Source organism: Caballeronia humi (genome assembly GCF_001544475.1).
GTDB classification, from domain to species: Bacteria; Pseudomonadota; Gammaproteobacteria; order Burkholderiales; family Burkholderiaceae; genus Caballeronia; species Caballeronia humi.
Genome location: NZ_FCNW02000022.1, coordinates 52,981 through 73,580 on the forward strand (window position 1 = coordinate 52,981; position 20,600 = coordinate 73,580).

Consider the following 20,600-nt stretch of genomic DNA (forward strand, 5'->3'; position numbering starts at 1 on the left):
ACGGCTAAAGTCGCAATATCTGCGGACAACCCAGCGTCCTTTAAAGCGCGTACGCCGTTGCTCCAAACCGCGCCGCCCTCGTTTTACCGAAGTGAATCAACGGCATAGGCTACTAGCCCCAAGCTTGTCCACAGCCCTCTCAACATTCGAAGGGGATAACTTATCCCTCACTGAACGTCGATGCATCGCTTTCGAGCGTCACCAATATTGCCTTATGGATCAGGCGCTTACGGTCGTTGTCAGAACCTTTTCAACAGACTGGTCCCCATCGGCTGGGGACAACTTTCGCGATGCTCAGAAGCGGAACGTCGCACTGATCGCAGGCCCATTCAGCCGCAGCGGCTACAACGATGTTTCCTAGTTCCGAGCGATTACACAGGATGCTCGCCTACGCGGCTTATTCCGATTTCGATACCGTCTGCGCAACACCCACCGGCGACCCCATCGCCTGAAAGAGCGATGCCGTATCCGAAAGCCGCGCGCTCGCATACCTGATCGTGTTCAACTGCGCATTGCGGTACTGCTGCTCGCTTGCGCGAGCCGCGCGCGGCGGGATCGCGCCGAGGCGCACGCGGGCGGCGGCATCGTCGAAGGCGCCTTGCGACGCGCGGCTCGCGGTATCGCTCGAGGCGAGCGCCTGAGTGTCCTGTTCGAGCGCCGCCAGCGTGTTCGCGACGTTCTGGAACGCCGCGAGCACCGTCTGCTTGTACTGGAGCACGGCGGCGTCGTAGGTGTCGAGCGCCGCGCGCCGCTGGGCGAGCAGGGCGCCGCCGTGAAAAATCGGCTGCGACAGCGACGCGCCGATGCTCCACAACGCTCCCGCGCCGGAAAGCGCCGTCGGCCAGCTGAAGCCGCCCTTGCCCATCGACGCCGACAACGACAAGCTCGGGAACAACTGCGCCGTCGCCACGCCGACCTGCGCGGCGGCCGCCTTGACGGCGGCATCGGCGGCCCGGATGTCGGGGCGCGTCGCGAGCAACTCCGACGGCACCACGACCGGCACGTCTTCCGGCACGGCGAGGCTCGCGAAGTCGAGATCGTCGGGCGCCTGGTCCGGCGTGCGACCGAGCAGCACGGCCAGCGCATGGCGCGTCGCGAGCCATTGCGCGCGCAAGCCCGGCAACGACGCGGCAAGCGACGCCGCGTTCTGCTCCACATTCAACGCCTCCGAACGCGATGCCGAGCCGAGTTCGTAACGACGGCGCGCATCGCGGGCATCGTCATCGGCGAGGGCAACAAGACGCTCGGTCGTGTCGATTTCGGCGCGCAACGCAGCCGCGCCGATCGCGCCCGTCACGATGTTCGCGGCGAGCGCGCGGCGGGCGGCATCGAGCTGGAACGACTGCTGGTCGACTTGCGCCGCCAGCGACGCATTCTCATAACGCGCCGCGCCGAAGAGGTCGAACGTGTATTGCGCCTGGATCTGGCCGACGAAGAGGTTGTAGAGGGCCGTCGGCGGGCCGAAGTCTGGCACGCCGAGCCCGCGTTGCCGCGAGGTCTGCGCGCCGGCATCGATGGAAGGGAGCAGCGACGAGCCGATCTGCGCTTTCAGTTGCTCGCGCGCCGCGGCGAGACTTTTATCAGCGGCGGCGAGGTTCGGACTGTTGCGCAGACCTTCGTCGACGAGCGCATCCAGCCCGTCCGACCGATACCGCTTCCACCACTCGGGCACCGGCTTGGCGCCCGTGACGAACCGTTGCGACGCCCCTTGCGCCGTGACCGTCCGCTCCGGCTGCGCAATCGCGCCGTAATGCTCGGGTTGCGGCATCGCGGGCGGATTGCCGCTCGGACCGAACGAGCACGCCGAGAAGGTGAGGGCAAGCGTTGCCAAACCGGCCGCTCGCGAGGCAACTGTCTTCATCATGGTTCGACTCCTTCCGGCGCATCCTCGCCCGGTTTCGCGCGCTCGTCGTCCTTCACGCGGAACGACGCCGCGTAGAGCGCCGGCAAATAGAACAGCGTGAGCACGGTCGCGCTCGTGATGCCGCCCATCAGCGCGGTCGCCATCGGGCCGAAGAAGTCGCTGCGCAAGAGCGGGATCAGCGCGAGCACGGCGGCGGCGGCCGTGAGCGTGATCGGCCGGAAGCGCCGCACGGTGGCGCCGACGATCGCATCAAAACGTTTGTGGCCGGCGGCGATGTCCTGCTCGATCTGATCGACGAGGATCACCGAGTTGCGCATGATGATCCCCGACATCGCGATCACGCCGAGCATCGCGACGAAGCCGAACGGCTTGCCGAACGCGAGCAACGCCGCGACCACGCCGATGAGCCCGAGCGGCGCGGTCAGCACGACCATCATCACGCGCGCGAAGCTCTGCAACTGGATCATGAGCAGCGTCAGCACGACGATGACCATGATCGGCATCTGCGCGTTGATCGACGTCTGCCCCTTCGCGTTTTCCTCGACCGGCCCGCCGACCTCGATCCGGTAGCCGACCGGCAGCGTCGGGCGCAGCGTATCGAGCTTCTTGTCGATCGCGTTCGTGACGTCGATGCCCTGCGCGCCCGCCTTCACGTCCGACTGCACGGTGATGGTCGGCTGCCGGTCGCGCTCCCAGATCACGCCGTATTCGAGATCGTTGACGACGCGCCCGAGCGTGCCGAGCGGCACCGGGCCGTTCGGCGTGGGCATCGCGAGCGTCGCGAGCCGCGACGGATCGACGCGTTCCGCGAGCGGCGCGCGCAAGTCGACGCCGATCAGCTTGTCGCGCTCGCGATACTGCGTGACGGTGTATCCCGAGAGCGACATCGCGAGGAAGCTCGACACGTCCTGCGACGTGACGCCGAGTTCGCGCGCCTTCTTCTGATCGACCTCGAAGCGTACCGAGCGCTCGGACGGCTCGTCCCAGTCGAACTGCACGTTGGTCGTGCGGCCGTCGGCGCGCATGTCGGCGGCGACCTGCTCGGCGATCTTGCGCACCGTCGCGATGTCGTCACCGGAAACGCGCAACTGCACCGGATAGCCGACCGGCGGCCCGTTCTCCAGCCGCGAGAGGCGCGTGCGGATCGCGGGGAACTTGTCGCGCAGCGCCGGTTCGAGCCATTGCGACAACTTCTCGCGATCCTCCACCGTCTTCGCCGTGATGACGAACTGCGCGAAATTCGGCTGCGGCAACTGCTGGTCGAGCGGTAGATAAAAGCGCGGCGCACCCGTGCCGACGAAACTCACCACGTGATCGATTTCAGCACGGCCTTCGAGCGCTTTTTCCAGACGCTTGGCTTCGCGCAGGGTGGCTTCGAAGGAAGCGCCTTCCTGCAGCCGCACGTCGACGAGCAGTTCCGGCCGGTTCGAACTCGGAAAGAACTGCTGCGGCACGAGCGTGAAACCCGCGAGCGCGATCACGAACAGCACGACGGTCACCACCAGCACGACGAACCGCCGCTCGATGCACCACGTCACCCAGCCGCGCAGGCGCCCGTAGAACTTCGTGTCGTAGATGTCGTGCTCATGATCGTCGGGCAGATGCGCCTCGTGCGCCTCGCGCTTGCGCTCGGGCAAGAGCTTGTAGCCGAGCAGCGGAATCAGCACGACCGCCGCGAGCCACGACGCGATCAGCGCGATCGCCGACACCTCGAAGATCGAGCGCGTGTATTCGCCCGTGCTGGACTTCGCGAGCGCGATCGGCAGGAAGCCGGCGACGGTCACGAGCGTGCCGGTGAGCATCGGGAACGCAGTGCTCGTGTACGCGTAGGCTGCGGCGCGCGTGCGGTTCCAGCCCTGTTCGAGCTTCACGGCCATCATTTCGACGGCGATGATCGCGTCATCCACCAGGAGGCCGAGCGCGAGGATCAGCGTGCCGAGCGAGATCTTGTGCAGGCCGATGTCGAAGAAGTACATGAAGAGCGCGGTGACCGCGAGCACGACCGGAATCGAGATCACGACGACCATCCCCGTGCGCACGCCGAGCGACACGAGGCTCACGATCAGGACGATCACGACCGCTTCGGCGACGGCTTCCAGGAAGTCGTCGACGGAGTGCGACACCGCATGCGGCATGCTCGACACTTCCGCCAGCTTGAGCCCGGCGGGCAAATGCGTGCGCAACTCGGCGGTCTTCGCGTCGAGCGCTTTGCCAAGCCGCACGACGTCCTGCCCCGGCTGCATCGTGATGCCGATACCGAGCACCGGCTGCCCGCCCGAGCGCATCTGCGTGGCGATCGGATCGACGTAGCCGCGCTTGATCGTCGCGATGTCGCCCAGGCGGAACGAGCGGTCGTTCACGCGGATCAGCGTATCGGCGAGCGCTTTCATGTCGGTGAACTGGCCGCTCGGGCGCACGAACACGCGATCGTCGGGCGTGTTTAGAGTGCCCGCCGGCGCGACCGCGTTCTGGCCGTTCACCGCCTGCGCGATCTGCTGCGGCGAGATGTTCAGGCGCGTGAGTTGCGTATTCGCGATCTCGACGTAGATGCGCTCCTCCTGATCGCCAAAGTAGTCGATCTTCGCGACGCCCGGCACGCGCAGAAGCACCGCGCGCAGTTGATCGGCGTAGTCGTGCAACTGCGCCGGCGAGAAGCCGTCGCCTTCGAGCGTATAGATGTTGGTGTAGACGTCGCCGAACTCGTCGTTGAAAAACGGCCCCTGCACGCCTTGTGGAAGCGTCGCCGCGATGTCGCCGACCTTCTTGCGAACCTGATACCACTCCTCGGGCACGTCCTCGGGCGGTGCGCCGTCCTTCATCGTGAAGAAGAGCAGCGACTCGCCGGGGCGCGAATAGCTGCGCAGAAAATCGGTCGATGGCGTTTCCTGCAGCTTGCGCGCGATGCGGTCGGTGACTTCCTCCTGCACTTGCCGCGCGGTCGCGCCCGGCCAGAACGTGCGAATCACCATCACGCGAAACGTGAACGGCGGGTCTTCCGATTGCGCGAGCCGCGTGTACGAGATGACGCCGAAGATCGTCGCCATCGCGATCAGGAAGATCACGAGCGCGCGATGCCGCAGCGCCCACGCCGACAGATTGAAGCGGCCTTCTTCCTGACGATAGTCGTTGTCCTGCCCGTTTTGCGGCGCGCTCATGACGCGAAGTCCTCGGGATGCAGCGGCGCCACGACGCGCACCTTCTCACCCGCCGAGACCGTATGCACGCCTTGCCACACGACGCGCTCGCCCGCGTTCAGGCCACGCGTGACGGTGACGGTGCGCTCGCCGTAGCGCGCGACATCGACGCGACGCAATTCCAGCGCGTTATCCGGCTTGACGACCCAGACTGCGGGCTGCTTGTCGTCGTGGAAGAGGGCGGTGGAAGGCAGCGTGAACGTCGAGGCGCGCGCTGTCTGCGAGGCGGACGATTGCGCGAACGTCACGTCGGCGGTCATGCCGAGGCGCACGTCAGGGGTCGGCGATTCGAGCGTCAGCTTCGCGCGATACGTGCGGCTCTGCTGATCGGCGGCGGGCGAAAGCTCGCGCACGCGCGCGGCGAAGGTGCGGCCCGGCAGCGCCGCGAGCGTGATCTGCGCGCGTTCGCCGACCGCCAGCGCCAGCAGCGCGCTCTCGGGCACGTCACAGACGACGTCGATGTCGCCATTCCACGCGAGGTTGTAGACCGGCTGCCCGGCGGTGACGTTCTGGCCCGTGTCGGCCTGTTCGGACGTGATGACGCCCGCGTGATCGGCGATGAGCGTCGTGTATTTCAATTGATCGGCGGAAAGCCCGGCCTGTTGCTGTGCCTGGTTGCGCTGCGCGAGCGCCGATGCATACGCGTTCTGCGTCTGCTCCAGTTGCGCCGGCGCGATCAGGTTTTCGGCGGCCTGCGCGCGGTCGCGGTCGAGTTGCTGTTTCGCGTAGTCCAGTTGATGCTGCGCGGCGTCGAGTTGCGCGGCGGAGGCCGCGGCGTTCTTCGACTGATCGGCGGGATCGAGCTTCGCGACGATCTGCCCGGCCTTCACCGTATCGCCGAGACGCACCCGCCGCTCGACGATCTTCCCGCCGACCCGGAACGACAGCGGCGTCGAATAACGCGACTCGATCTGACCAGGGAGCGTGGCGCGCGGCGGCCGGCCGTCGGACCTCGCCGCCACAGCGACGACGGCACGCGGCGCGGGCGGCGGCGCTTCCTTCTTGCCGCACGCGGCGAGCGGCATCACGCAGAGCGCGGCGAGGAGCGCGCGAAGGCGCATCGACGACAACACGCGGGAATGGAGACGGTTCACGAAAGACCTCGGCGCGGGGGCGAGACGAAGCGGCGCGGGCAATGCACGCGGACGTTTTCAAGATACGGGGGGCGCGGGAAGGAATACGGCGAGCGGGCTGACAACCAACAGCGACAAGCTTTCCAGGATCACGCCAGCAGATGCACGTCGAATTCTAATACAGAGTTGTATCCGAATGCAAAGACGTATCAAAAGAGTTTTGAGGGGGTCTTCGGTGCTAAACTCCGCCGCATGAAACCCACCCGCCTCACTCGCGAACAAAGCCGGGACCAGACGCGGCAGCGCCTGCTCGACGCGGCGGTCGTGATCTTTATGAAGAAGGGATTCGGCACGTCGAGTGTCGAAGACATCGCCGCGGCGGCCGGTTATACGCGCGGCGCGTTCTACTCGAATTTCGGCAGCAAGTCGGAGTTGCTGCTCGAACTGCTCAAGCGCGATCATGAAATCACAATGGGCCGCATGCGCTCGATTTTCGAGGACGGTCAGGCAACGCGCGCCGACATGGAAGCGCGTGTGCTGAAGTACTACAGCCAGATTTATCGCGAGAACAATTGCTTCTTGCTGTGGGTCGAGGCGAAGTTGCACGCGAGCCGCGATCCGAAGTTTCGCGTCGAATTCAATGCGTTCATGCGGGAGTTGCGGCAGACCACGACCGATTACATTCGCGCGTTCTCGGAGCGGGTCGGCACGCCATTACCGATGCCGGCCGAGCAGTTGTCGCTCGGACTGACCGCGCTATGCGACGGCGTCCAGTTCTTCTATTCGTCTGATCCGCAGTCGGTGCCAGCGGATTTTGCAGAGGCCGTGCTTGCGGGGTTCTTCGGACGGGTCGTGTTTGGCGCGTCCTGAACTGACCACTCGCAGCGAATCAAGCCGATATCCCCGGCCCGCCATTGCTGCCGAGCAACTGCTCGACGGCATCGGCGTCGGCGTAATCCTGCTCGGGCAGCGCGTCGAACACGGTGATCACGTCGTTGCTCACGCCGGCTTCGCGCGCGGCATCGACGATCGCGTCCTTGTTCGCGGGATACGCGACCGCGCGCAACACCTGCGCGATTTCATCGTTGATCGGCTCGTCGTTCAATGCGTTGTTTTTGGGCGTGTCGGTCATTCGAAGGGTCCGGTAATCGTCAAACGTCAGGTCTGCACCTGCACGGGCGTGCTGGCCATGCCGCGGCTCGGCGCGCGCGACTTCGGAATCTTGACATGGCGCCAGTGCGCGTGGTCGAGATCCTGCGCCGACACGTCTGGCGCGGGCGCCGAAACCGGTGCGGCATTCGCGCGCAAATTGGCGCGCATCGCGTTGGTCGCGCTCGCCGATTCGGTGTCGCTCGTATGCAGCGGCGCCGCATAGCAGGACACGGAAACCAGCGCCATCGACAACATCGTTGAGGTCTTCATCGCTCAACCCCTCCTGACGTAAGCAGCGAGAAAGCAACGAGCAAAGGCCGTGCCAATCGTCATCGTTCTGGCCGCAAACGGGCGGTCAGACTAACTGCTTACAACGCGCGAGCGCGTCCGAACGGGTGTGCCGTGAGCACACTTCGCGTGAGTTCTGAAGTGTGCCCAAGCGTCTTCAATGCGATGCCCCCGCTCACGAAAAGGCATCCACGCGCCGCAAAATTGCACAGTAGCGCAAAGTCAGCGCGTCGTCGGGTTCAGACGGAAGTATGCGTCGAGAAGCGACGTCTTGTACACGACGCCGAGCAAGAGCGGCTGCGAGCGCCGCTCGATCACCGGCAATCGTTCGCCCTGGAACGCGAGGAAGTGCTGAAGCGCCTCGCCGAGCGACATGTCGGGCGTGAGCACATCGAAGTGCGGCTGCAGATAGTCGGCGGCGGTCTTGGTTTCAGTGTCGCGCTCGTCGAGCAGGTCGGACGTGATGTCCTTCAGCGCGACCACGCCCTGGAAGTGCTCGCCTTCATCGACCACGTACAGATACTTCACAGGATATTCGAGGAAGACGCGCGTCATTTCCTTCACGTTCGCCGTGAGCGGGACGACCGTATCGGCGGGCTTGACCAGCTCGCGCATCTGCGTGGCCGCGAGGCGCATGCGCTCCTTTTCATCGCGCGTGCGGCGCAGCGTGACTTCGTACATCGACGTCTGCTCGGAAGTGCGCGCGATGAAATACGCCACCACGCACGAGAGCATCAGCGGCAGCACGACCTGATACGACAACGTCATCTCGAAGATCATCAGGATCGCCATCAGCGGCGCGTGCGTGGCGGCGGCGAGGAACGCGCCCATGCCGACCATCGCGTAGGCGTAGGGCGCCGAGGTCGAATGCGGCCAGATCGTGTGCGCGGCGATGCCGAACAGGCACCCGAGCACGGCGCCGACGAAGAGCGTCGGCGTGAAGATACCGCCGACGGCGCCCGAGCCCGCCGTCGCCGCCGTCGCGATGATCTTGAAGACGAGCACGGTGAGGAGGGCGGTCCACGTCCACGGCTCGTGCAGCAGCGAGTTCACGACTTCGTAGCCGTTGCCCCAGACTTCGGGCCACCAGATCGAGATCACGCCGACGATCAATCCGCCCAATGCAAGCCGGATCGGCAAAGGAAGCGGCAGCAGCGCGAAGCGTTTGCGCGATGCCGCGAGCAAGCGCAAAAAGTGCGGCGCGAGCACGCCGCACAGGAGGCCGAGCAGCACGAACAGCAGCACTTCGATTCCGGTGATCGTCGGGAAGACAGGCATCTCGTACGGCGGCCGATAGCCCGCGAACTCGCGCATCGTGATATTCGCCACCACCGACGACACCACGATCGGCCCGAAGCTCTCCATCGCGATCGAGCCGAGCACGATCTCGGTGACGAAGAACGCGCCCGCGATCGGCGCGTTGTACGCCGACGTGATCCCGGCCGCCGCCCCGCACGCGACGAGCAGGCGCAGACGCGGCGGATCGAAGTGGACGAAGCGCCCGATCAGCGAAGACGCGAGCGCCGCAAGCTGCACCATCGAACCTTCGCGGCCGATCGAACCGCCGGACGCGATCGTAAAGAGCGACGAGAGGCTGCGCCAGAGGCTTTGCCATACGGGCACGACGCCATCGCCGATCGTCACTGCTTCCATGTAATCCGCGTGCGCCTGCTTCGATTGGTGGCGCCGCGCGATCAGGAGACACACGCCCGCGATCAGCCCGCCGATGGCCGGCAGCACGACGCGCACCGGCCAGGGCAGACGCTTCGCCATATCGACGAAGCTGCCCGCTTCGCCGCCGAAAAACCGTTGCAGCTCATCGATCCCTTCGCGGAACGCGGCCGTCGCGAACGCCCCGGCGACGCCGACGATCACGGCCCAGACGAGCATCGTGTGGGCATCCGACAGGCGAAAGAGCGTTTGCGCGCGCGTGCGCAGCTTGAGCAGGAATGAAAGCACTTAAGGGACCAAAAGACCAAGGGGACAGAGCGCCGAAAGGATAGCACTCGCAATGCTGCGAAAAAGCCCGGCGCGCGACGCAGGCCGGGCTTGGTCGATCGATCGATGAGGCCTGGCGCTCACCACTTCGGCGCGAACGGCGGATTCGCGTTGCGCTTGCCTTCGTCGAGCGCGTCGATGCGGGCGATGTCGTCGGCGTCGAGCTTCACTTTCTGCGCGTCCCAGTTGATCTCCTGGTGCTCAGCATTCGTCGATGCCGACAGCACCACGATCCCGCGCGAGAGCAGCCACGCGAAGGTCACCTGCGCGGGCGTCGCGCCGTGCTTCTTCGCGATGTCGACGAGCGTCGGGTCCGTGTGGGCGCGGCCTTCGCCGAGTGGCATGTACGCGGTCACCTTCACGCCGAGCTTCTGCGTCGCCTCGACGAGCGCGCGATTCGCGAGGAACGGGCTCACTTCGATCTGGTTCGTGACGATCTCGCTGCCGCCGGGCGCCTTTACCGCCGCTTCGAGCAACGGCGCGGGGAAATTGGACACGCCGTAGTGCCGCAAGAGCCCGAGCGAGCGCGCTTCCTGGAACGCGGCGAGCGTCTCGGCGATCGGCACCACGCTGTCGGGCGACGGCCAATGGATCAGCACGAGATCGATCGCGCCGATGCCTAGTTTCTCGTGGCTCACTTTGAGGCTCTCGATCAGGTCGTCGCGGCGCAGGCGCTCCCACCAGACTTTCGTCGTGACCCAGATGTCCTCGCGCGGGATGCCCGAGTCGCGCACGCCCTGGCCGACTTCGGCTTCGTTGTCGTAGTACTGGGCGGTATCGATGTGACGATAGCCGAGCTGCAGCGCGCTCCTCACCGATTGCGCGGTTTTGCCGGCAGCGACGCGGAACGTGCCGAGACCGAATGAGGGAATCGTATCGACCATGCTTGTGGCTCCTTGTTTCAGATGAGTTCGAGAGAGACGCGCGTTACTTCGCGTCCTGATCGAGTTCGGGATAGTGCCTGAAGATGCCCGATTCGTTGAACGGAATGCGCCGCTCCGAATCGACGTAGAGCGCGATGTTCGGCCGCTCCAGCACCGCGTCGTGCAGCGCCGCCACACGCGGATAGTGCTTGCCGAATTTTCGCATCGCGCGGGGGAACGCGTACTGCAGGCCATCGACGAGCTGGAACAACGAGAGATCGACGTAGGTCGTCGCTTTGCCGACCATGTGCGTGTCGCCGTCGGGGTTCTGCCTCAGCACGCGCTCGAAGTAGCCGAAAAACTTCGGAATGCGCGCTTCGATGAAATTTTGCGAGCGGATCTTCGCGGCGTCCTTCTGGTCTTCGTAGTAGAGATCGGTGGCGAGCGGGTGATGCGTGTCGTGCACTTCCGCGACAACATCCGCGATCGTCAGTTGCAGGCCATGCGCGACGTAGCGCAGGTTTTCGCTCTTTGGAGCCAGGCCGAGCTTCGGGCCGAGATACAGCAGGATGTTCGCGACATGCGGCACGATCAGCTCGCCGTCCTTCAGGAACGGTGGCGCGAACGGGATGTGCGCCTCGGTCTTGCTGTTCATGACTTTCATCATGGCTTCCGTGCCCAGGCCGTCTTTCTTCGCGCCGCGTGCAACGTCGATATATTCCGCGCCTGCATCCTCGAGCGCGAGCCGGACGAATTCTCCACGGCCCTGCAGGCCGTCCCAGTAATACAGTTCGTAGGGCATTGGCGTTTTCCTCTTCGCTTGGGTTTCGCTACGACATTGCTTCGAGACCCCGAGTTCAGCATCGTCCGTGCCATACAACGCGAAAGCCCCGCGCGGGGGCGGGGCTTGTCGGCTTGTGCGGGTTTAACCGAAGAGGTGCTGCACGCCATACGTGATCGCCAATCCGCCGCCGATCAGCCATGCATACAGGATCGCGCCAGTCGCAAGTGCACGCGGACCTGCCTCGCGGATTTGGGAGAAGCGCGTCTCCATGCCGAGGGCGGTCATTGCCATCGTGAGGGCGAAGGTGTCGAGTGTGTTGAGCGTGCTGGTTGCGGCTTCCGGCAGGATGTGCAGGGAATTCACGATCACGAGGGCGAGAAAGCCGAGCGCGAACCAGGGCACGGCGAGCTTGCCCTTTTGAGCGCCGGTTGCCGATGCCCGCGAACGGTTAATCCAAAACCCGATGGCCAGCAGCACGGGCACGAGCAGCATGACGCGCGTCATCTTGACGATCGTGGCGATGTGCGTCGCTTCCGGGCTCACGTTGCTCGCCGCGCCGACCACTTGTGCCACTTCGTGAATCGTGCCGCCGAAGAAAAGCCCGGCGCCGAGCGTATCGAGGTGCAGCCAGCCAGCGTGCATCGCGAGCGGGTAGAGGAACATCGAGAGCGTGCCGAACAGCACGACGCTGCCCACTGCCATCGCACTCTTGTGCGGCTTGGATTGCAGCGTCGATTCGAACGCGAGCACGGCTGCCGCGCCGCAGATTGCGCTGCCGGCGGCGGTGAGCAGGGCAGTATCGCGGTCGAGCTTCATCAGCTTCATGCCGGCCCACGTGCCGATCGCGAGCGTGCTCACAACGATCAGCACCGACTCGGCAACGCCCGCGAGTCCGACCTGCGCGATTTCCTGAAGACTCACGCGCAAGCCGAAAAACGCCACCGCGATGCGCAGCAGCTTGCGCGCGGAGAAGTTGACGCCGGCCGCCCAGCTTTCGGGCATGCCGTGGCGCAGCGCGTTGCCGTAAATCGCGCCCGCCACGATCCCGACGATCAGCGGACTCACGCCCAGCCCGGCGATGGCCGGCATCGAAGCGAGCCGGGTGACAGCCGCCGCGAAGAGCGCGACGAACAGGATGCCGTTGAGTTGGCCGCGGGTTGATAGTTTGCTGACGACGATGGTAGACATGGGAAGCACGGAATGGGTTGTTTGATGCTGCTAATCCTATCCGTGGAATATCGATATGAAAAATCGTCATTTGGGATGTAAAGTATCGGCTCAACCGATACATTGACCGCCATGACCCCCGATCAACTGATAACGTTTGCGACCGTCGCCGAGTTCGGCAACATCAGCCGCGCCGCCGTGGCGCTGCATCTGTCGCAGCCGGCGGTCTCCGGCCAGCTTCGCCAGTTACAGGACGAATTCGGCGAACCGCTTTATCAACGCGACGGGCGCGGCGTGCGGCTTACAGCCGCCGGCGAGCAGCTCGCGCATTACGCCGAGCGCATCCGCGAGACCTACCAGCAGGCGCACGCGTTTCGCGACGCGCTGCGCGGCCTGGAGCGCGGCGTGCTGCGCATCGGCGCGAGCACGACGCCCGCGAGCTACCTGCTGCCGTACCTGATCGCCGCATTCCACCGGAAATTTCCCGACGTCACGATCACCACTATCGACGGCAATACGTCCGACATCGTCGCGGCGCTCCCCGCGCTCGATATCGCGATGGTCGAAGGTCCGGTGAGCGGCGATTTGCCCCCGGGCACGGGCGTCACGCCGTGGCGCGAGGACCAGGTGGTCGCGATCGTGCCGAACGCGCATCCACTCGCGCCAGCAGACGGCTTGACGACGCTCGACGCGATATCCGCGCATCCGCTCGTGCTGCGCGAGGGCGGCTCGGGCGTGCGGCAGATCGTCGAGCGCGCCTTCGCCCGCGCGGGCGCGCCGATGCGCGTCGCGCTGGAGATCGCGGGCGTCGAGGGCGTGAAGGAGGCGGTGCGGGCGGGGATGGGCATCGGCTTCGTATCGGCGATGTCGATGCGTCACGAGGACAACGCGCTGCGGCGTCTGCGCATCGCGCCTGAACCGCTCACGCGCCGTTTTTCGATCCTGATGCCGCATTCGGCGGCGCCGTCGCGGACAGCGGCACGCTTTCTGGACCTGTGTCTCGACGACTCGAATCCGGGCTAGGGAATTCCACTATGGCGCGCTCGGGACGACCGGGCGCACCATTCGTTCTCACAGGGACGCCACGGCGTCTTTTTTGAAAACTCCTGATGGAACCGGTTCCAGAACCGGTTCCATCAGGAGAAACTGAACGGAAAACGTCGAAAGTGAACGAGCGCAAACCGGGATTCAAGACAGAAGTGGTGATCGTCGCGAGCGCGTTCGGCGCCGATGCGATCCGTCGCGATGGACACGCCTTCTGGGCGGCCGCTGCTGCCCGTGCGGGCGCAAACGGGTTCGAAGTGCGTCGCGAACTTTTCGCCGACGATGCCGACGCTGCGCCCGACGCGCTGCGCCAGCTCGGCGACGCGATCCGCGCGCTCGGCCTGTGGGCCGTGTTCTCGGCGCCTGCGACGCTTTTCGCCGACGACGGCGCGCTCGACCTCGGCGCGCTCGATCTCGCCCTCGACGAAGCCGCCGCACTCAACGCGCGCATCGTCAAGCTGCAACTGGGCGGCACCTCAACCGGTATAGCGACGGATGCCGTCACGCTTGACCACGCGCTGACGGCGATTTCGAAATCCGGCGCGCAAGTTGTCGTGGAAAACGGCCAGTTGCGCGCGGGCGGCACGATCGATGCGTTCGCGTCACTGTTCAGCGCGCTGCCCGAAGCGCCGCGCGCCCTCACGATGACGTTCGACACCGGCAACTGGCTGTGGGCGGGGGAAACCCCGCTCGATGCCGCCGCGCGCCTCGCGCCGTACGTCACCTACGTGCACTGCAAGGCGGTGACGGGCGAGGGCGCGCGCCGTTTCGCCGTGGCGCCCGCCGCCGATGACGCTCACTTCGCCGCGCTGCTGTCCGCGCTGCCGGCGGACGTTCCGCGCGGCATCGAATTCCCCTTCGATCCGGCCGCGCTCGAAGCGGATGCCGCGGCGAAAGTCGCGTGGCTGTCGGCCGCCTGACGCATTCCAAAGCGATTCCAAAGCTATTTCGAAGCACTGAGAACAAGGACCCATCATGCAAGCACAATCCCTCGACGTCGTGACCTACGGCGAAGCCATGACGATGTTCGTTGCCGCCGAAACCGGCGATCTCGCGAAGGTCGGCCAGTTCACGAAGCGCGTCGCGGGCGCGGACCTGAACGTCGCGATCGGCTTGTCGCGGCTCGGCTTCAAGGTGGGCTGGATGAGCCGCGTCGGCGCGGATTCGTTCGGGCGCTACGTGCTCGACGTGCTGGCGGCCGAAGGTATCGACGCGAATTGCGTGACGATCGACGAGCGCTATCCGACCGGTTTTCAGCTCAAGTCGAAGAACGACGACGGGAGCGATCCGGCAGTCGAATATTTCCGCAAAGGGTCGGCCGCGAGCCATTTGTCGCTCGCCGACTACGCCGCCGATTACGTGACCGGCGCGCGCCACCTGCACCTGACGGGCGTCGCGCCCGCGATTTCCGCGACATCCCGTGAACTCGCGTTCCATATGGCACGCGAAATGCGCGCAGCAGGCAAAACGATTTCCTTCGATCCGAACCTGCGCCCGACGCTCTGGCCGTCGCGCGAGGCGATGGCCGAGTCGCTCAACGCACTCGCCGCCCTCGCCGACTGGGTGCTGCCGGGCGTCAGCGAAGGGCTCACGCTCACCGGCTACACGCAGCCGGAGGACATCGCCCGCTTCTACCTCGACCAGGGTTCTAAGGGCGTGATCGTCAAGCTGGGCGCGCACGGCGCGTATTTCCGCACCGCTGACGGGGAAGCCGGCATCGTCCCGGCGATACCGGTCGCGAAGGTCGTCGATACGGTCGGTGCGGGCGATGGCTTCGCCGTCGGCGTGGTGAGCGCGCTGCTCGAAGGCCGCGACCTGCGGCACGCGCTGGAGCGCGGCAACCGGATCGGCGCGCTGGCGATCCAGGTGATCGGCGACAGCGAAGGGCTGCCGACGCGCGCCGAACTGAATGCATTGGAAGCACCCGACACTCAAGCTATTCAAGCGGAAAAGACGGCTAAAACCGCGCTCAACCTTGCCTGACCGACTCCCGGAGACACACATGCAAACCACGACTACCCCCAAGCTGGCGATTCGCCGCTGGTGGGCGATCATGCCGATCGTCTTCATCACGTACAGCCTTGCGTATCTCGATCGCGCGAACTACGGCTTCGCTGCGGCCGCCGGCATCAATCACGACCTGGGCATCAGCAAGGGCCTGTCGTCGCTGATCGGCGCGCTGTTCTTCCTCGGCTATTTCTTCTTCCAGATTCCCGGCGCGATCTACGCCGAGCGGCGCAGCGTGAAGAAACTCGTATTTGTGAGCCTGATCCTGTGGGGCGGCTGCGCGGCCCTCACGGGCATGGTGAGCAACATTCCCTCGCTGATGGCGATCCGCTTCGTGCTCGGGGTCGTCGAGGCGGCCGTGATGCCGGCGATGCTCGTCTTCATCGCGAACTGGTTCACGAAGTCCGAGCGCTCGCGGGCCAACACGTTCCTGATCCTCGGCAATCCGGTGACGGTGCTGTGGATGTCGGTGGTGTCGGGATATCTGGTGAATTCGTTCGGCTGGCGCAACATGTTCATCGCGGAAGGGTTGCCGGCGGTGATCTGGGCCGTGATCTGGTGGTTCATCGTGCAGGACAAGCCCGCGCAGGCCAAGTGGCTGACCGATCAGGAAAAACAGGATCTGGATGCCACGCTGCGCGCCGAGCAGGCTGCGATCAAGCCGGTGAAGAACTACGGCGAGGCGTTCCGTTCGCCTGCGGTGATCAAGCTGTGTGCGCAGTATTTCTGCTGGAGCATCGGTGTGTATGGCTTCGTGCTGTGGCTGCCTTCGATTCTCAAGAACGCTTCGTCGTTCGGCATGGTCGAGACGGGATGGCTGTCGGCGGCGCCTTATCTTGCCGCGACGATCGCGATGCTGGCGGCTTCGTGGGCATCGGACAAGCTCGATCGCCGGAAGCTTTTTGTCTGGCCGTTCCTCTTGATCGGCGCGGTGGCTTTCGCCGGATCGTACTTGCTCGGATCGACCCATTTCTGGGCTTCGTATGCGTTGCTGGTGATCGCTGGGGCTGCGATGTATGCGCCGTACGGACCGTTTTTCGCGATCGTGCCGGAATTGCTGCCGAAGAACGTCGCCGGTGGGGCGATGGCTCTGATCAACAGCATGGGCGCGCTCGGGTCGTTCGTCGGGTCTTATGTGGTCGGGTATCTGAATGGCGCGACCGGCTCGCCGGGGGCATCGTACGTGTTCATGAGCGTGGCGCTTCTCGGCGCTGTGGTGTTGACTTTGGCGGTCAAGCCGCCAGTAGTGGCTGCTCCTGCAGGGAAGCTTGCGGCGCGATAGGGTTCGAATGTGAGTGACACCGCTTGATGGCCGGGCGCATCAAACGGTGTTAAAAAGCAGACACCAAGCGTCCACTGGAAACGAAAATCGAAATGTCCACGCAAAAGAAAATCGTCGCCTACAAGGCACTGCCCGCCGACGTGCTGTCATACCTTGAGGCCCGCGCCGAAGTCGTGACGGTAGATCCGAAAGACACTGACGCGCTGCAAGCCGCGCTAAAAAGCGCGAACGGCGCGATCGGCGCGAGCGTACAAATCACGCCCCAGATGCTGGAAGGCGCTACGAACCTGAGAGTACTTTCGACCATCTCGGTCGGCTACGACAACTTCGACGTCGCCGATCTCACGCGTCGCGGCATCGTCCTCACCCACACCCCCGACGTCCTGACGGAATCCACCGCCGATACCGTCTTCGCGCTGATCCTCTCAAGCGCGCGGCGCGTCGTCGAACTCGCGGAATGGGTGAAAGCGGGCAACTGGAAGGCGAGCATCGGCGATGCGCACTTCGGCGTCGACGTGCAGGGCAAGACGCTCGGCATCGTCGGTCTGGGGCGCATCGGCGGGGCCGTGGCACGCCGTGCCGCGCTCGGATTTCGCATGAACGTGCTCTACACGAATCGCCGTCCGAACGCGCAAGCGGAACAGGAATACGGCGCGAAACGCGTCGAACTCGATGAACTGCTCGCGCAGTCCGACTTCGTCTGCTTGCAAGTGCCGCTCACCGGCGAAACGCGCGGCATGATCGGCGCGGCGCAACTGAAGGCGATGAAGAAGAGCGCGATCCTGATCAACGCATCGCGCGGACGACCGTCGATGAAGCCGCGCTCATCGAGGCGCTGCAAAATGGCACGATCCTGGGCGCCGGTCTCGACGTGTTCGAGCAAGAGCCGCTGCCCGCCGGTTCGCCGCTCCTCGCGATGAAGAACGTCGTCGCGCTGCCGCACATCGGCTCGGCGACGCACGAGACGCGTCACGCGATGAGCCGTAACGCGGCGGAGAACCTGATCGGCGCGCTGGACGGCACGCTCACGAACAACATCGTCAATCCCGACGTGCTGAAGCGCTGACTGAGCGTGCGTCAAAATGCGGCAAAGAGCGCGCCACGGTGCGCTTTTTTGCCTTTGATCATCAAGGACGCCCGGTGAAAGCAATATGCATGAAGAGCCAAACCCGATGATAGCCAGCGCCGAACGCCGCGCCACGATCACTGACGTCGCGCGCGAAGCGGGCACGGGCAAGACCAGTATCTCGCGCTATCTGAACGGCGAGACGAGCGTGCTCTCGCCGGATTTGCGCGAGCGCATCGAAGCCGCTATCGCGAAGCTTGACTACCGGCCGAACCAGATGGCGCGAGGCCTGAAGCGCGGACGCAACCGCCTGATCGGCATGCTGCTCGCCGACCTGACGAATCCTTATTCGGTGGAAGTGCTGCAAGGCGTCGAGGCCGCGTGCCATGCGCTCGGCTACATGCCGCTGATTTGCCACGCAGCGAACGAAATCGACATGGAGCGCCGCTATCTGCAACTGCTCACGACGTACCGCGTCGAAGGCGTGATCGTGAATGCGCTCGGTGTGAAGGAAGAACTGCTGCAGACTTTTTCGCGCGGCGGCGTTCCCGTCGTGCTGGTCGACCGTTCGATCGAAGGTCTCGTCACCGATATGGTCGGGCTCGACAACCCGGCGGCCGTTTCGCTCGCGACGCGCCATCTCGTCGACGAGGGCTTCGACGACGTGCTCTTCATCGTGCAACCGTTCAGGCGCATCAGTTCGCGGCGCGTGCGCGAAGCGGCGTTTCGTGACACTATCGGCGCGCTCGGGGCGCAGGGCTCGACCGTCGTGCTCGATCTCGCGGACGAAGCGCCTGCACTCGCCGCGATCGATGTGCAACTTGAAGCGTCGGAAGAAAAGGGCACACGTATCGCGCTTTTCGCGGCGAATGCACCGGTCGCATTGCGCGTGGCGCTGCATCTGAAGGAGCGCTACGGCGCTGACTGGCAGCAGCGCGCGGCGCTGATGTCGATCGACGATTCCGAATGGGCCGAACTCGCCGGCATGACGACGATTCGCCAGCCGACTTACGATATCGGCCGGCGCGCGGTCGAGTTCCTGCACGAGCGGCTCGAAGGCGCGCGCATGCCGGCGCGCGAATGCCTGTTGCCGGGCGAACTCGTCGTGCGCGCCTCGACGCGCCGCGACAAACTTTAAGGATTTGAATGGTCAGTGTAACGACGCTCGCATGCCTCACGATTTCCACGCTTCTCATTGCCGCGATGCCGGTCGTGTTGTTGCGCAAACTCAAGCCGCGATTCGGTTTCGAACGGCGTGAAGTGATCCTCGGCATCGCGGTCTTCGCGTTCTTTTCGATGATCGTCGAGCGCGGGCTGCATGGCCTCGTGCTCTCGAACGCAACGACCGTCGGCTGGCTCGCGAATCCAGTTGTGTTCGTCGCGTATGGCGCGCTGGCGGCGGGCGTCTGCGAGGAAGTGGGGCGCTTCATCGCGATGAAGTGGCTGATCGCGCGGCAGCCGCACACGCTCGCGAACGCAGGCACGTCGCTCGGATACGGCATCGGGCATGGCGGGGCGGAGGCGTGGCTCGTCGGCGTGTTCGTGCAGATGCAGTGGATCGTCTACGCGCTGCTTGCGAACAACAACCAGCTCGACGAGCACTTCACCAGCGCGCCGCTCGAATCGCTGATGCGCCTGCATATGGTGCTCGGCAATCTGTCTCCGCAATACGCGGCGCTGTTTATCGTCGAACGGGCGGCGGCCTTCGTCTTTCAGCTCGGCTTCTCGGTGCTGATGTGGCAGATGCTGCGCGAGCGCTTTCGCTACACGCTGCCGGCGATGATCGCGGCGCACGCGCTGATCAGCCTGCCCGCCGCCGCCTTCCAGGCGCGCCTGATTCCGCTCCTCGCCGCCGACGCCGTCTATCTCGTCTTCGGACTGATCGTCGTGCGCGCGCTCTTGCGGTATTTCCGCACGGGCGGCGGACGGCCCGGCGCTGCGTCGCCTACACTTCATCCCGAACACTGACCGATCATGGACGACTACCAGTACGACTGCCCGAGCGCCGACATCGACATGCTCGCGCACGTCATCAGCGATCTCTTTCCCGAGCAGACGCAATTCGCCGAGCGCATCGACGACGAGGGCCGGACTTCGCTCGTGATTCACTACATCGCGATGCGTTTCGGCTCGACGGCGCGCCGAATCACGATCGAAGTGCGCTTCGATTCCGTCGCGCTCGCGCGCCATCGTGCGACGCCGGTGCGCATGCACGCGCGCGGTTACGCGGTGCTGCGCGCTTACGTGGAAGCGGAACTGGGCGCGCTGGAGGAGGCGTACGCGAACAAAAAGACCGTGCCGCGTTCGGTCGAGATCGAGATGGGCGAGGACTTCGCGTGAATCAGCGCGCGCGTCAGTCAGCGCGCTTGTAAACTTTCGCGAAACGCTCGGCCTTGACGACGCCGAAGTCGCCGGGCGCGTATTGCATGACCCAGTCGCCGGCCGCGCCGGTGAGGATGTCGCCGGCATCCGAGCGGGCGAGGGAAAACGCGTCGTGCATCTCTTTCGCGAGCACGACGGCCGGCCGGTTGCGATACACGCCCGGTTCACCGTGGACGACGTTTTGCTCCGGCACGTACTTCGCGTCGAAGCGTTCGCGCGAAACGACCCAGCGTTCGCCCGTTGCACCGGTGATGATGGCGTCGCCGAACTGGTAGCGGTTCGGGCCTTCGAGGCTCATCAGTTCGCCCGCGCTCGCCGCGAATTCGACGGCCACGGCTTCGTCCTTTACGACGCGCAATGCGGCGGGGTCGGTGCTCAGGTCGATGGTGATGAGTGCGGTCATGGCAGGTCGTTGGAAATCCGGGGTTCGCGATCG

General features: G+C 65.0%; 18 protein-coding genes and 1 pseudogene. 9 read left to right on the forward strand and 10 right to left on the reverse strand.

The genetic code is table 11. The features are described from left to right. Positions 1 to 397: 397 nt before the first annotated feature. Genes AWB65_RS19795 through AWB65_RS19805 form a run of 3 tightly spaced genes read right to left on the reverse strand, consistent with a single transcriptional unit; the run spans position 398 to position 6,119 of the window. Positions 398 to 1,864 (reverse strand): efflux transporter outer membrane subunit, encoded by a 1,467-nt coding sequence (locus AWB65_RS19795; protein ID WP_200821748.1) that lies wholly within the window; start codon positions 1,862 to 1,864, stop codon positions 398 to 400. Further along, positions 1,861 to 5,019, reverse strand: coding sequence for an efflux RND transporter permease subunit (locus AWB65_RS19800; RefSeq protein WP_087668755.1), 3,159 nt, complete (start codon positions 5,017 to 5,019; stop codon positions 1,861 to 1,863). The genes AWB65_RS19795 and AWB65_RS19800 overlap by 4 nt, the downstream gene beginning before the upstream one ends. After that, positions 5,016 to 6,119: an efflux RND transporter periplasmic adaptor subunit gene (locus tag AWB65_RS19805; protein WP_087668801.1), complete on the reverse strand. Its 1,104-nt coding sequence runs from the start codon at positions 6,117 to 6,119 to the stop codon at positions 5,016 to 5,018. The genes AWB65_RS19800 and AWB65_RS19805 overlap by 4 nt, the downstream gene beginning before the upstream one ends. A gap of 264 nt (positions 6,120 to 6,383) precedes the next feature. Here AWB65_RS19805 and AWB65_RS19810 point away from each other — a divergent pair, with 264 nt between their 5' ends. Then, positions 6,384 to 7,001, forward strand: a complete 618-nt coding sequence (locus tag AWB65_RS19810; protein ID WP_087668756.1) for a TetR/AcrR family transcriptional regulator — start codon at positions 6,384 to 6,386, stop codon at positions 6,999 to 7,001. A gap of 19 nt (positions 7,002 to 7,020) precedes the next feature. Here AWB65_RS19810 and AWB65_RS19815 read toward each other — a convergent pair whose 3' ends face one another. The 6 genes from AWB65_RS19815 to AWB65_RS19840 form a co-directional block, all read right to left on the reverse strand. Beyond that, complete coding sequence (locus tag AWB65_RS19815; protein WP_087668757.1) at positions 7,021 to 7,263, reverse strand: DUF2795 domain-containing protein; 243 nt, start codon at positions 7,261 to 7,263, stop codon at positions 7,021 to 7,023. 26 nt (positions 7,264 to 7,289) lie between these two features. Then, positions 7,290 to 7,553, reverse strand: a complete 264-nt coding sequence (locus tag AWB65_RS19820) for a hypothetical protein (protein ID WP_087668758.1) — start codon at positions 7,551 to 7,553, stop codon at positions 7,290 to 7,292. 240 nt (positions 7,554 to 7,793) lie between these two features. Next, the gene (locus AWB65_RS19825) at positions 7,794 to 9,530 is read right to left on the reverse strand and encodes a ClcB-like voltage-gated chloride channel protein (RefSeq protein ID WP_087668759.1); all 1,737 of its coding nucleotides are present in this window, start codon (positions 9,528 to 9,530) and stop codon (positions 7,794 to 7,796) included. Between the two features lie 119 nt (positions 9,531 to 9,649). Then, the gene (locus tag AWB65_RS19830) at positions 9,650 to 10,453 is read right to left on the reverse strand and encodes an aldo/keto reductase (RefSeq protein WP_087668760.1); all 804 of its coding nucleotides are present in this window, start codon (positions 10,451 to 10,453) and stop codon (positions 9,650 to 9,652) included. 43 nt (positions 10,454 to 10,496) lie between these two features. Beyond that, complete coding sequence (locus AWB65_RS19835) at positions 10,497 to 11,234, reverse strand: glutathione S-transferase (protein ID WP_087668761.1); 738 nt, start codon at positions 11,232 to 11,234, stop codon at positions 10,497 to 10,499. Positions 11,235 to 11,357: 123 nt separating this feature from the next. Continuing rightward, complete coding sequence (locus tag AWB65_RS19840) at positions 11,358 to 12,404, reverse strand: YeiH family protein (RefSeq protein ID WP_087668762.1); 1,047 nt, start codon at positions 12,402 to 12,404, stop codon at positions 11,358 to 11,360. A 111-nt stretch (positions 12,405 to 12,515) separates the two neighbouring features. Between AWB65_RS19840 and AWB65_RS19845 the strand changes: the two genes are divergently transcribed. The 8 genes and pseudogenes from AWB65_RS19845 to AWB65_RS19880 all read left to right on the forward strand — a co-directional run bounded on the left by AWB65_RS19845 (position 12,516) and on the right by AWB65_RS19880 (position 20,122). Then, positions 12,516 to 13,406 carry a LysR family transcriptional regulator gene (locus AWB65_RS19845; RefSeq protein ID WP_087668763.1) on the forward strand — a complete coding sequence of 297 codons (891 nt, stop codon included), beginning with the start codon at positions 12,516 to 12,518 and terminating at the stop codon, positions 13,404 to 13,406. An 86-nt stretch (positions 13,407 to 13,492) separates the two neighbouring features. Continuing rightward, positions 13,493 to 14,347: a sugar phosphate isomerase/epimerase family protein gene (locus AWB65_RS19850; RefSeq protein ID WP_087668764.1), complete on the forward strand. Its 855-nt coding sequence runs from the start codon at positions 13,493 to 13,495 to the stop codon at positions 14,345 to 14,347. 55 nt (positions 14,348 to 14,402) lie between these two features. Continuing rightward, positions 14,403 to 15,410, forward strand: a complete 1,008-nt coding sequence (locus tag AWB65_RS19855) for a sugar kinase (RefSeq protein WP_087668765.1) — start codon at positions 14,403 to 14,405, stop codon at positions 15,408 to 15,410. Positions 15,411 to 15,429: 19 nt separating this feature from the next. Next, positions 15,430 to 16,716: an MFS transporter gene (locus AWB65_RS19860; protein ID WP_087668766.1), complete on the forward strand. Its 1,287-nt coding sequence runs from the start codon at positions 15,430 to 15,432 to the stop codon at positions 16,714 to 16,716. A 92-nt stretch (positions 16,717 to 16,808) separates the two neighbouring features. Then, positions 16,809 to 17,782, forward strand: a pseudogene (locus AWB65_RS19865) (2-hydroxyacid dehydrogenase). A gap of 106 nt (positions 17,783 to 17,888) precedes the next feature. Then, a complete protein-coding gene (locus tag AWB65_RS19870; protein WP_235007690.1) occupies positions 17,889 to 18,920 on the forward strand; it encodes a LacI family DNA-binding transcriptional regulator in 1,032 nt (343 codons plus the stop codon). An 8-nt stretch (positions 18,921 to 18,928) separates the two neighbouring features. Beyond that, a complete protein-coding gene (locus AWB65_RS19875) occupies positions 18,929 to 19,750 on the forward strand; it encodes a YhfC family intramembrane metalloprotease (RefSeq protein WP_087668768.1) in 822 nt (273 codons plus the stop codon). A gap of 6 nt (positions 19,751 to 19,756) precedes the next feature. Continuing rightward, complete coding sequence (locus AWB65_RS19880) at positions 19,757 to 20,122, forward strand: DUF3022 domain-containing protein (protein ID WP_087668769.1); 366 nt, start codon at positions 19,757 to 19,759, stop codon at positions 20,120 to 20,122. A gap of 13 nt (positions 20,123 to 20,135) precedes the next feature. Here the strand turns inward: AWB65_RS19880 and AWB65_RS19885 are convergent, their stop codons facing one another. Further along, the gene (locus tag AWB65_RS19885) at positions 20,136 to 20,567 is read right to left on the reverse strand and encodes a PGDYG domain-containing protein (protein WP_087668770.1); all 432 of its coding nucleotides are present in this window, start codon (positions 20,565 to 20,567) and stop codon (positions 20,136 to 20,138) included. Positions 20,568 to 20,600 lie beyond the last annotated feature (33 nt).

Excerpts from the sequence above, each read along its gene's own strand:
- AWB65_RS19795 (WP_200821748.1), bottom strand. The coding sequence starts at position 1,864 with ATGATGAAGACAGTTGCCTCGCGAGCGGCCGGTTTGGCAACGCTTGCC.
- AWB65_RS19800 (WP_087668755.1), bottom strand. The coding sequence starts at position 5,019 with ATGAGCGCGCCGCAAAACGGGCAGGACAACGACTATCGTCAGGAAGAA.
- AWB65_RS19805 (WP_087668801.1), bottom strand. The coding sequence starts at position 6,119 with ATGCGCCTTCGCGCGCTCCTCGCCGCGCTCTGCGTGATGCCGCTCGCC.
- AWB65_RS19810 (WP_087668756.1), top strand. The coding sequence starts at position 6,384 with ATGAAACCCACCCGCCTCACTCGCGAACAAAGCCGGGACCAGACGCGG.
- AWB65_RS19815 (WP_087668757.1), bottom strand. The coding sequence starts at position 7,263 with ATGACCGACACGCCCAAAAACAACGCATTGAACGACGAGCCGATCAAC.
- AWB65_RS19820 (WP_087668758.1), bottom strand. The coding sequence starts at position 7,553 with ATGAAGACCTCAACGATGTTGTCGATGGCGCTGGTTTCCGTGTCCTGC.
- AWB65_RS19830 (WP_087668760.1), bottom strand. The coding sequence starts at position 10,453 with ATGGTCGATACGATTCCCTCATTCGGTCTCGGCACGTTCCGCGTCGCT.
- AWB65_RS19835 (WP_087668761.1), bottom strand. The coding sequence starts at position 11,234 with ATGCCCTACGAACTGTATTACTGGGACGGCCTGCAGGGCCGTGGAGAA.
- AWB65_RS19840 (WP_087668762.1), bottom strand. The coding sequence starts at position 12,404 with ATGTCTACCATCGTCGTCAGCAAACTATCAACCCGCGGCCAACTCAAC.
- AWB65_RS19845 (WP_087668763.1), top strand. The coding sequence starts at position 12,516 with ATGACCCCCGATCAACTGATAACGTTTGCGACCGTCGCCGAGTTCGGC.
- AWB65_RS19850 (WP_087668764.1), top strand. The coding sequence starts at position 13,493 with ATGGAACCGGTTCCAGAACCGGTTCCATCAGGAGAAACTGAACGGAAA.
- AWB65_RS19855 (WP_087668765.1), top strand. The coding sequence starts at position 14,403 with ATGCAAGCACAATCCCTCGACGTCGTGACCTACGGCGAAGCCATGACG.
- AWB65_RS19860 (WP_087668766.1), top strand. The coding sequence starts at position 15,430 with ATGCAAACCACGACTACCCCCAAGCTGGCGATTCGCCGCTGGTGGGCG.
- AWB65_RS19870 (WP_235007690.1), top strand. The coding sequence starts at position 17,889 with ATGATAGCCAGCGCCGAACGCCGCGCCACGATCACTGACGTCGCGCGC.
- AWB65_RS19875 (WP_087668768.1), top strand. The coding sequence starts at position 18,929 with ATGGTCAGTGTAACGACGCTCGCATGCCTCACGATTTCCACGCTTCTC.
- AWB65_RS19880 (WP_087668769.1), top strand. The coding sequence starts at position 19,757 with ATGGACGACTACCAGTACGACTGCCCGAGCGCCGACATCGACATGCTC.
- AWB65_RS19885 (WP_087668770.1), bottom strand. The coding sequence starts at position 20,567 with ATGACCGCACTCATCACCATCGACCTGAGCACCGACCCCGCCGCATTG.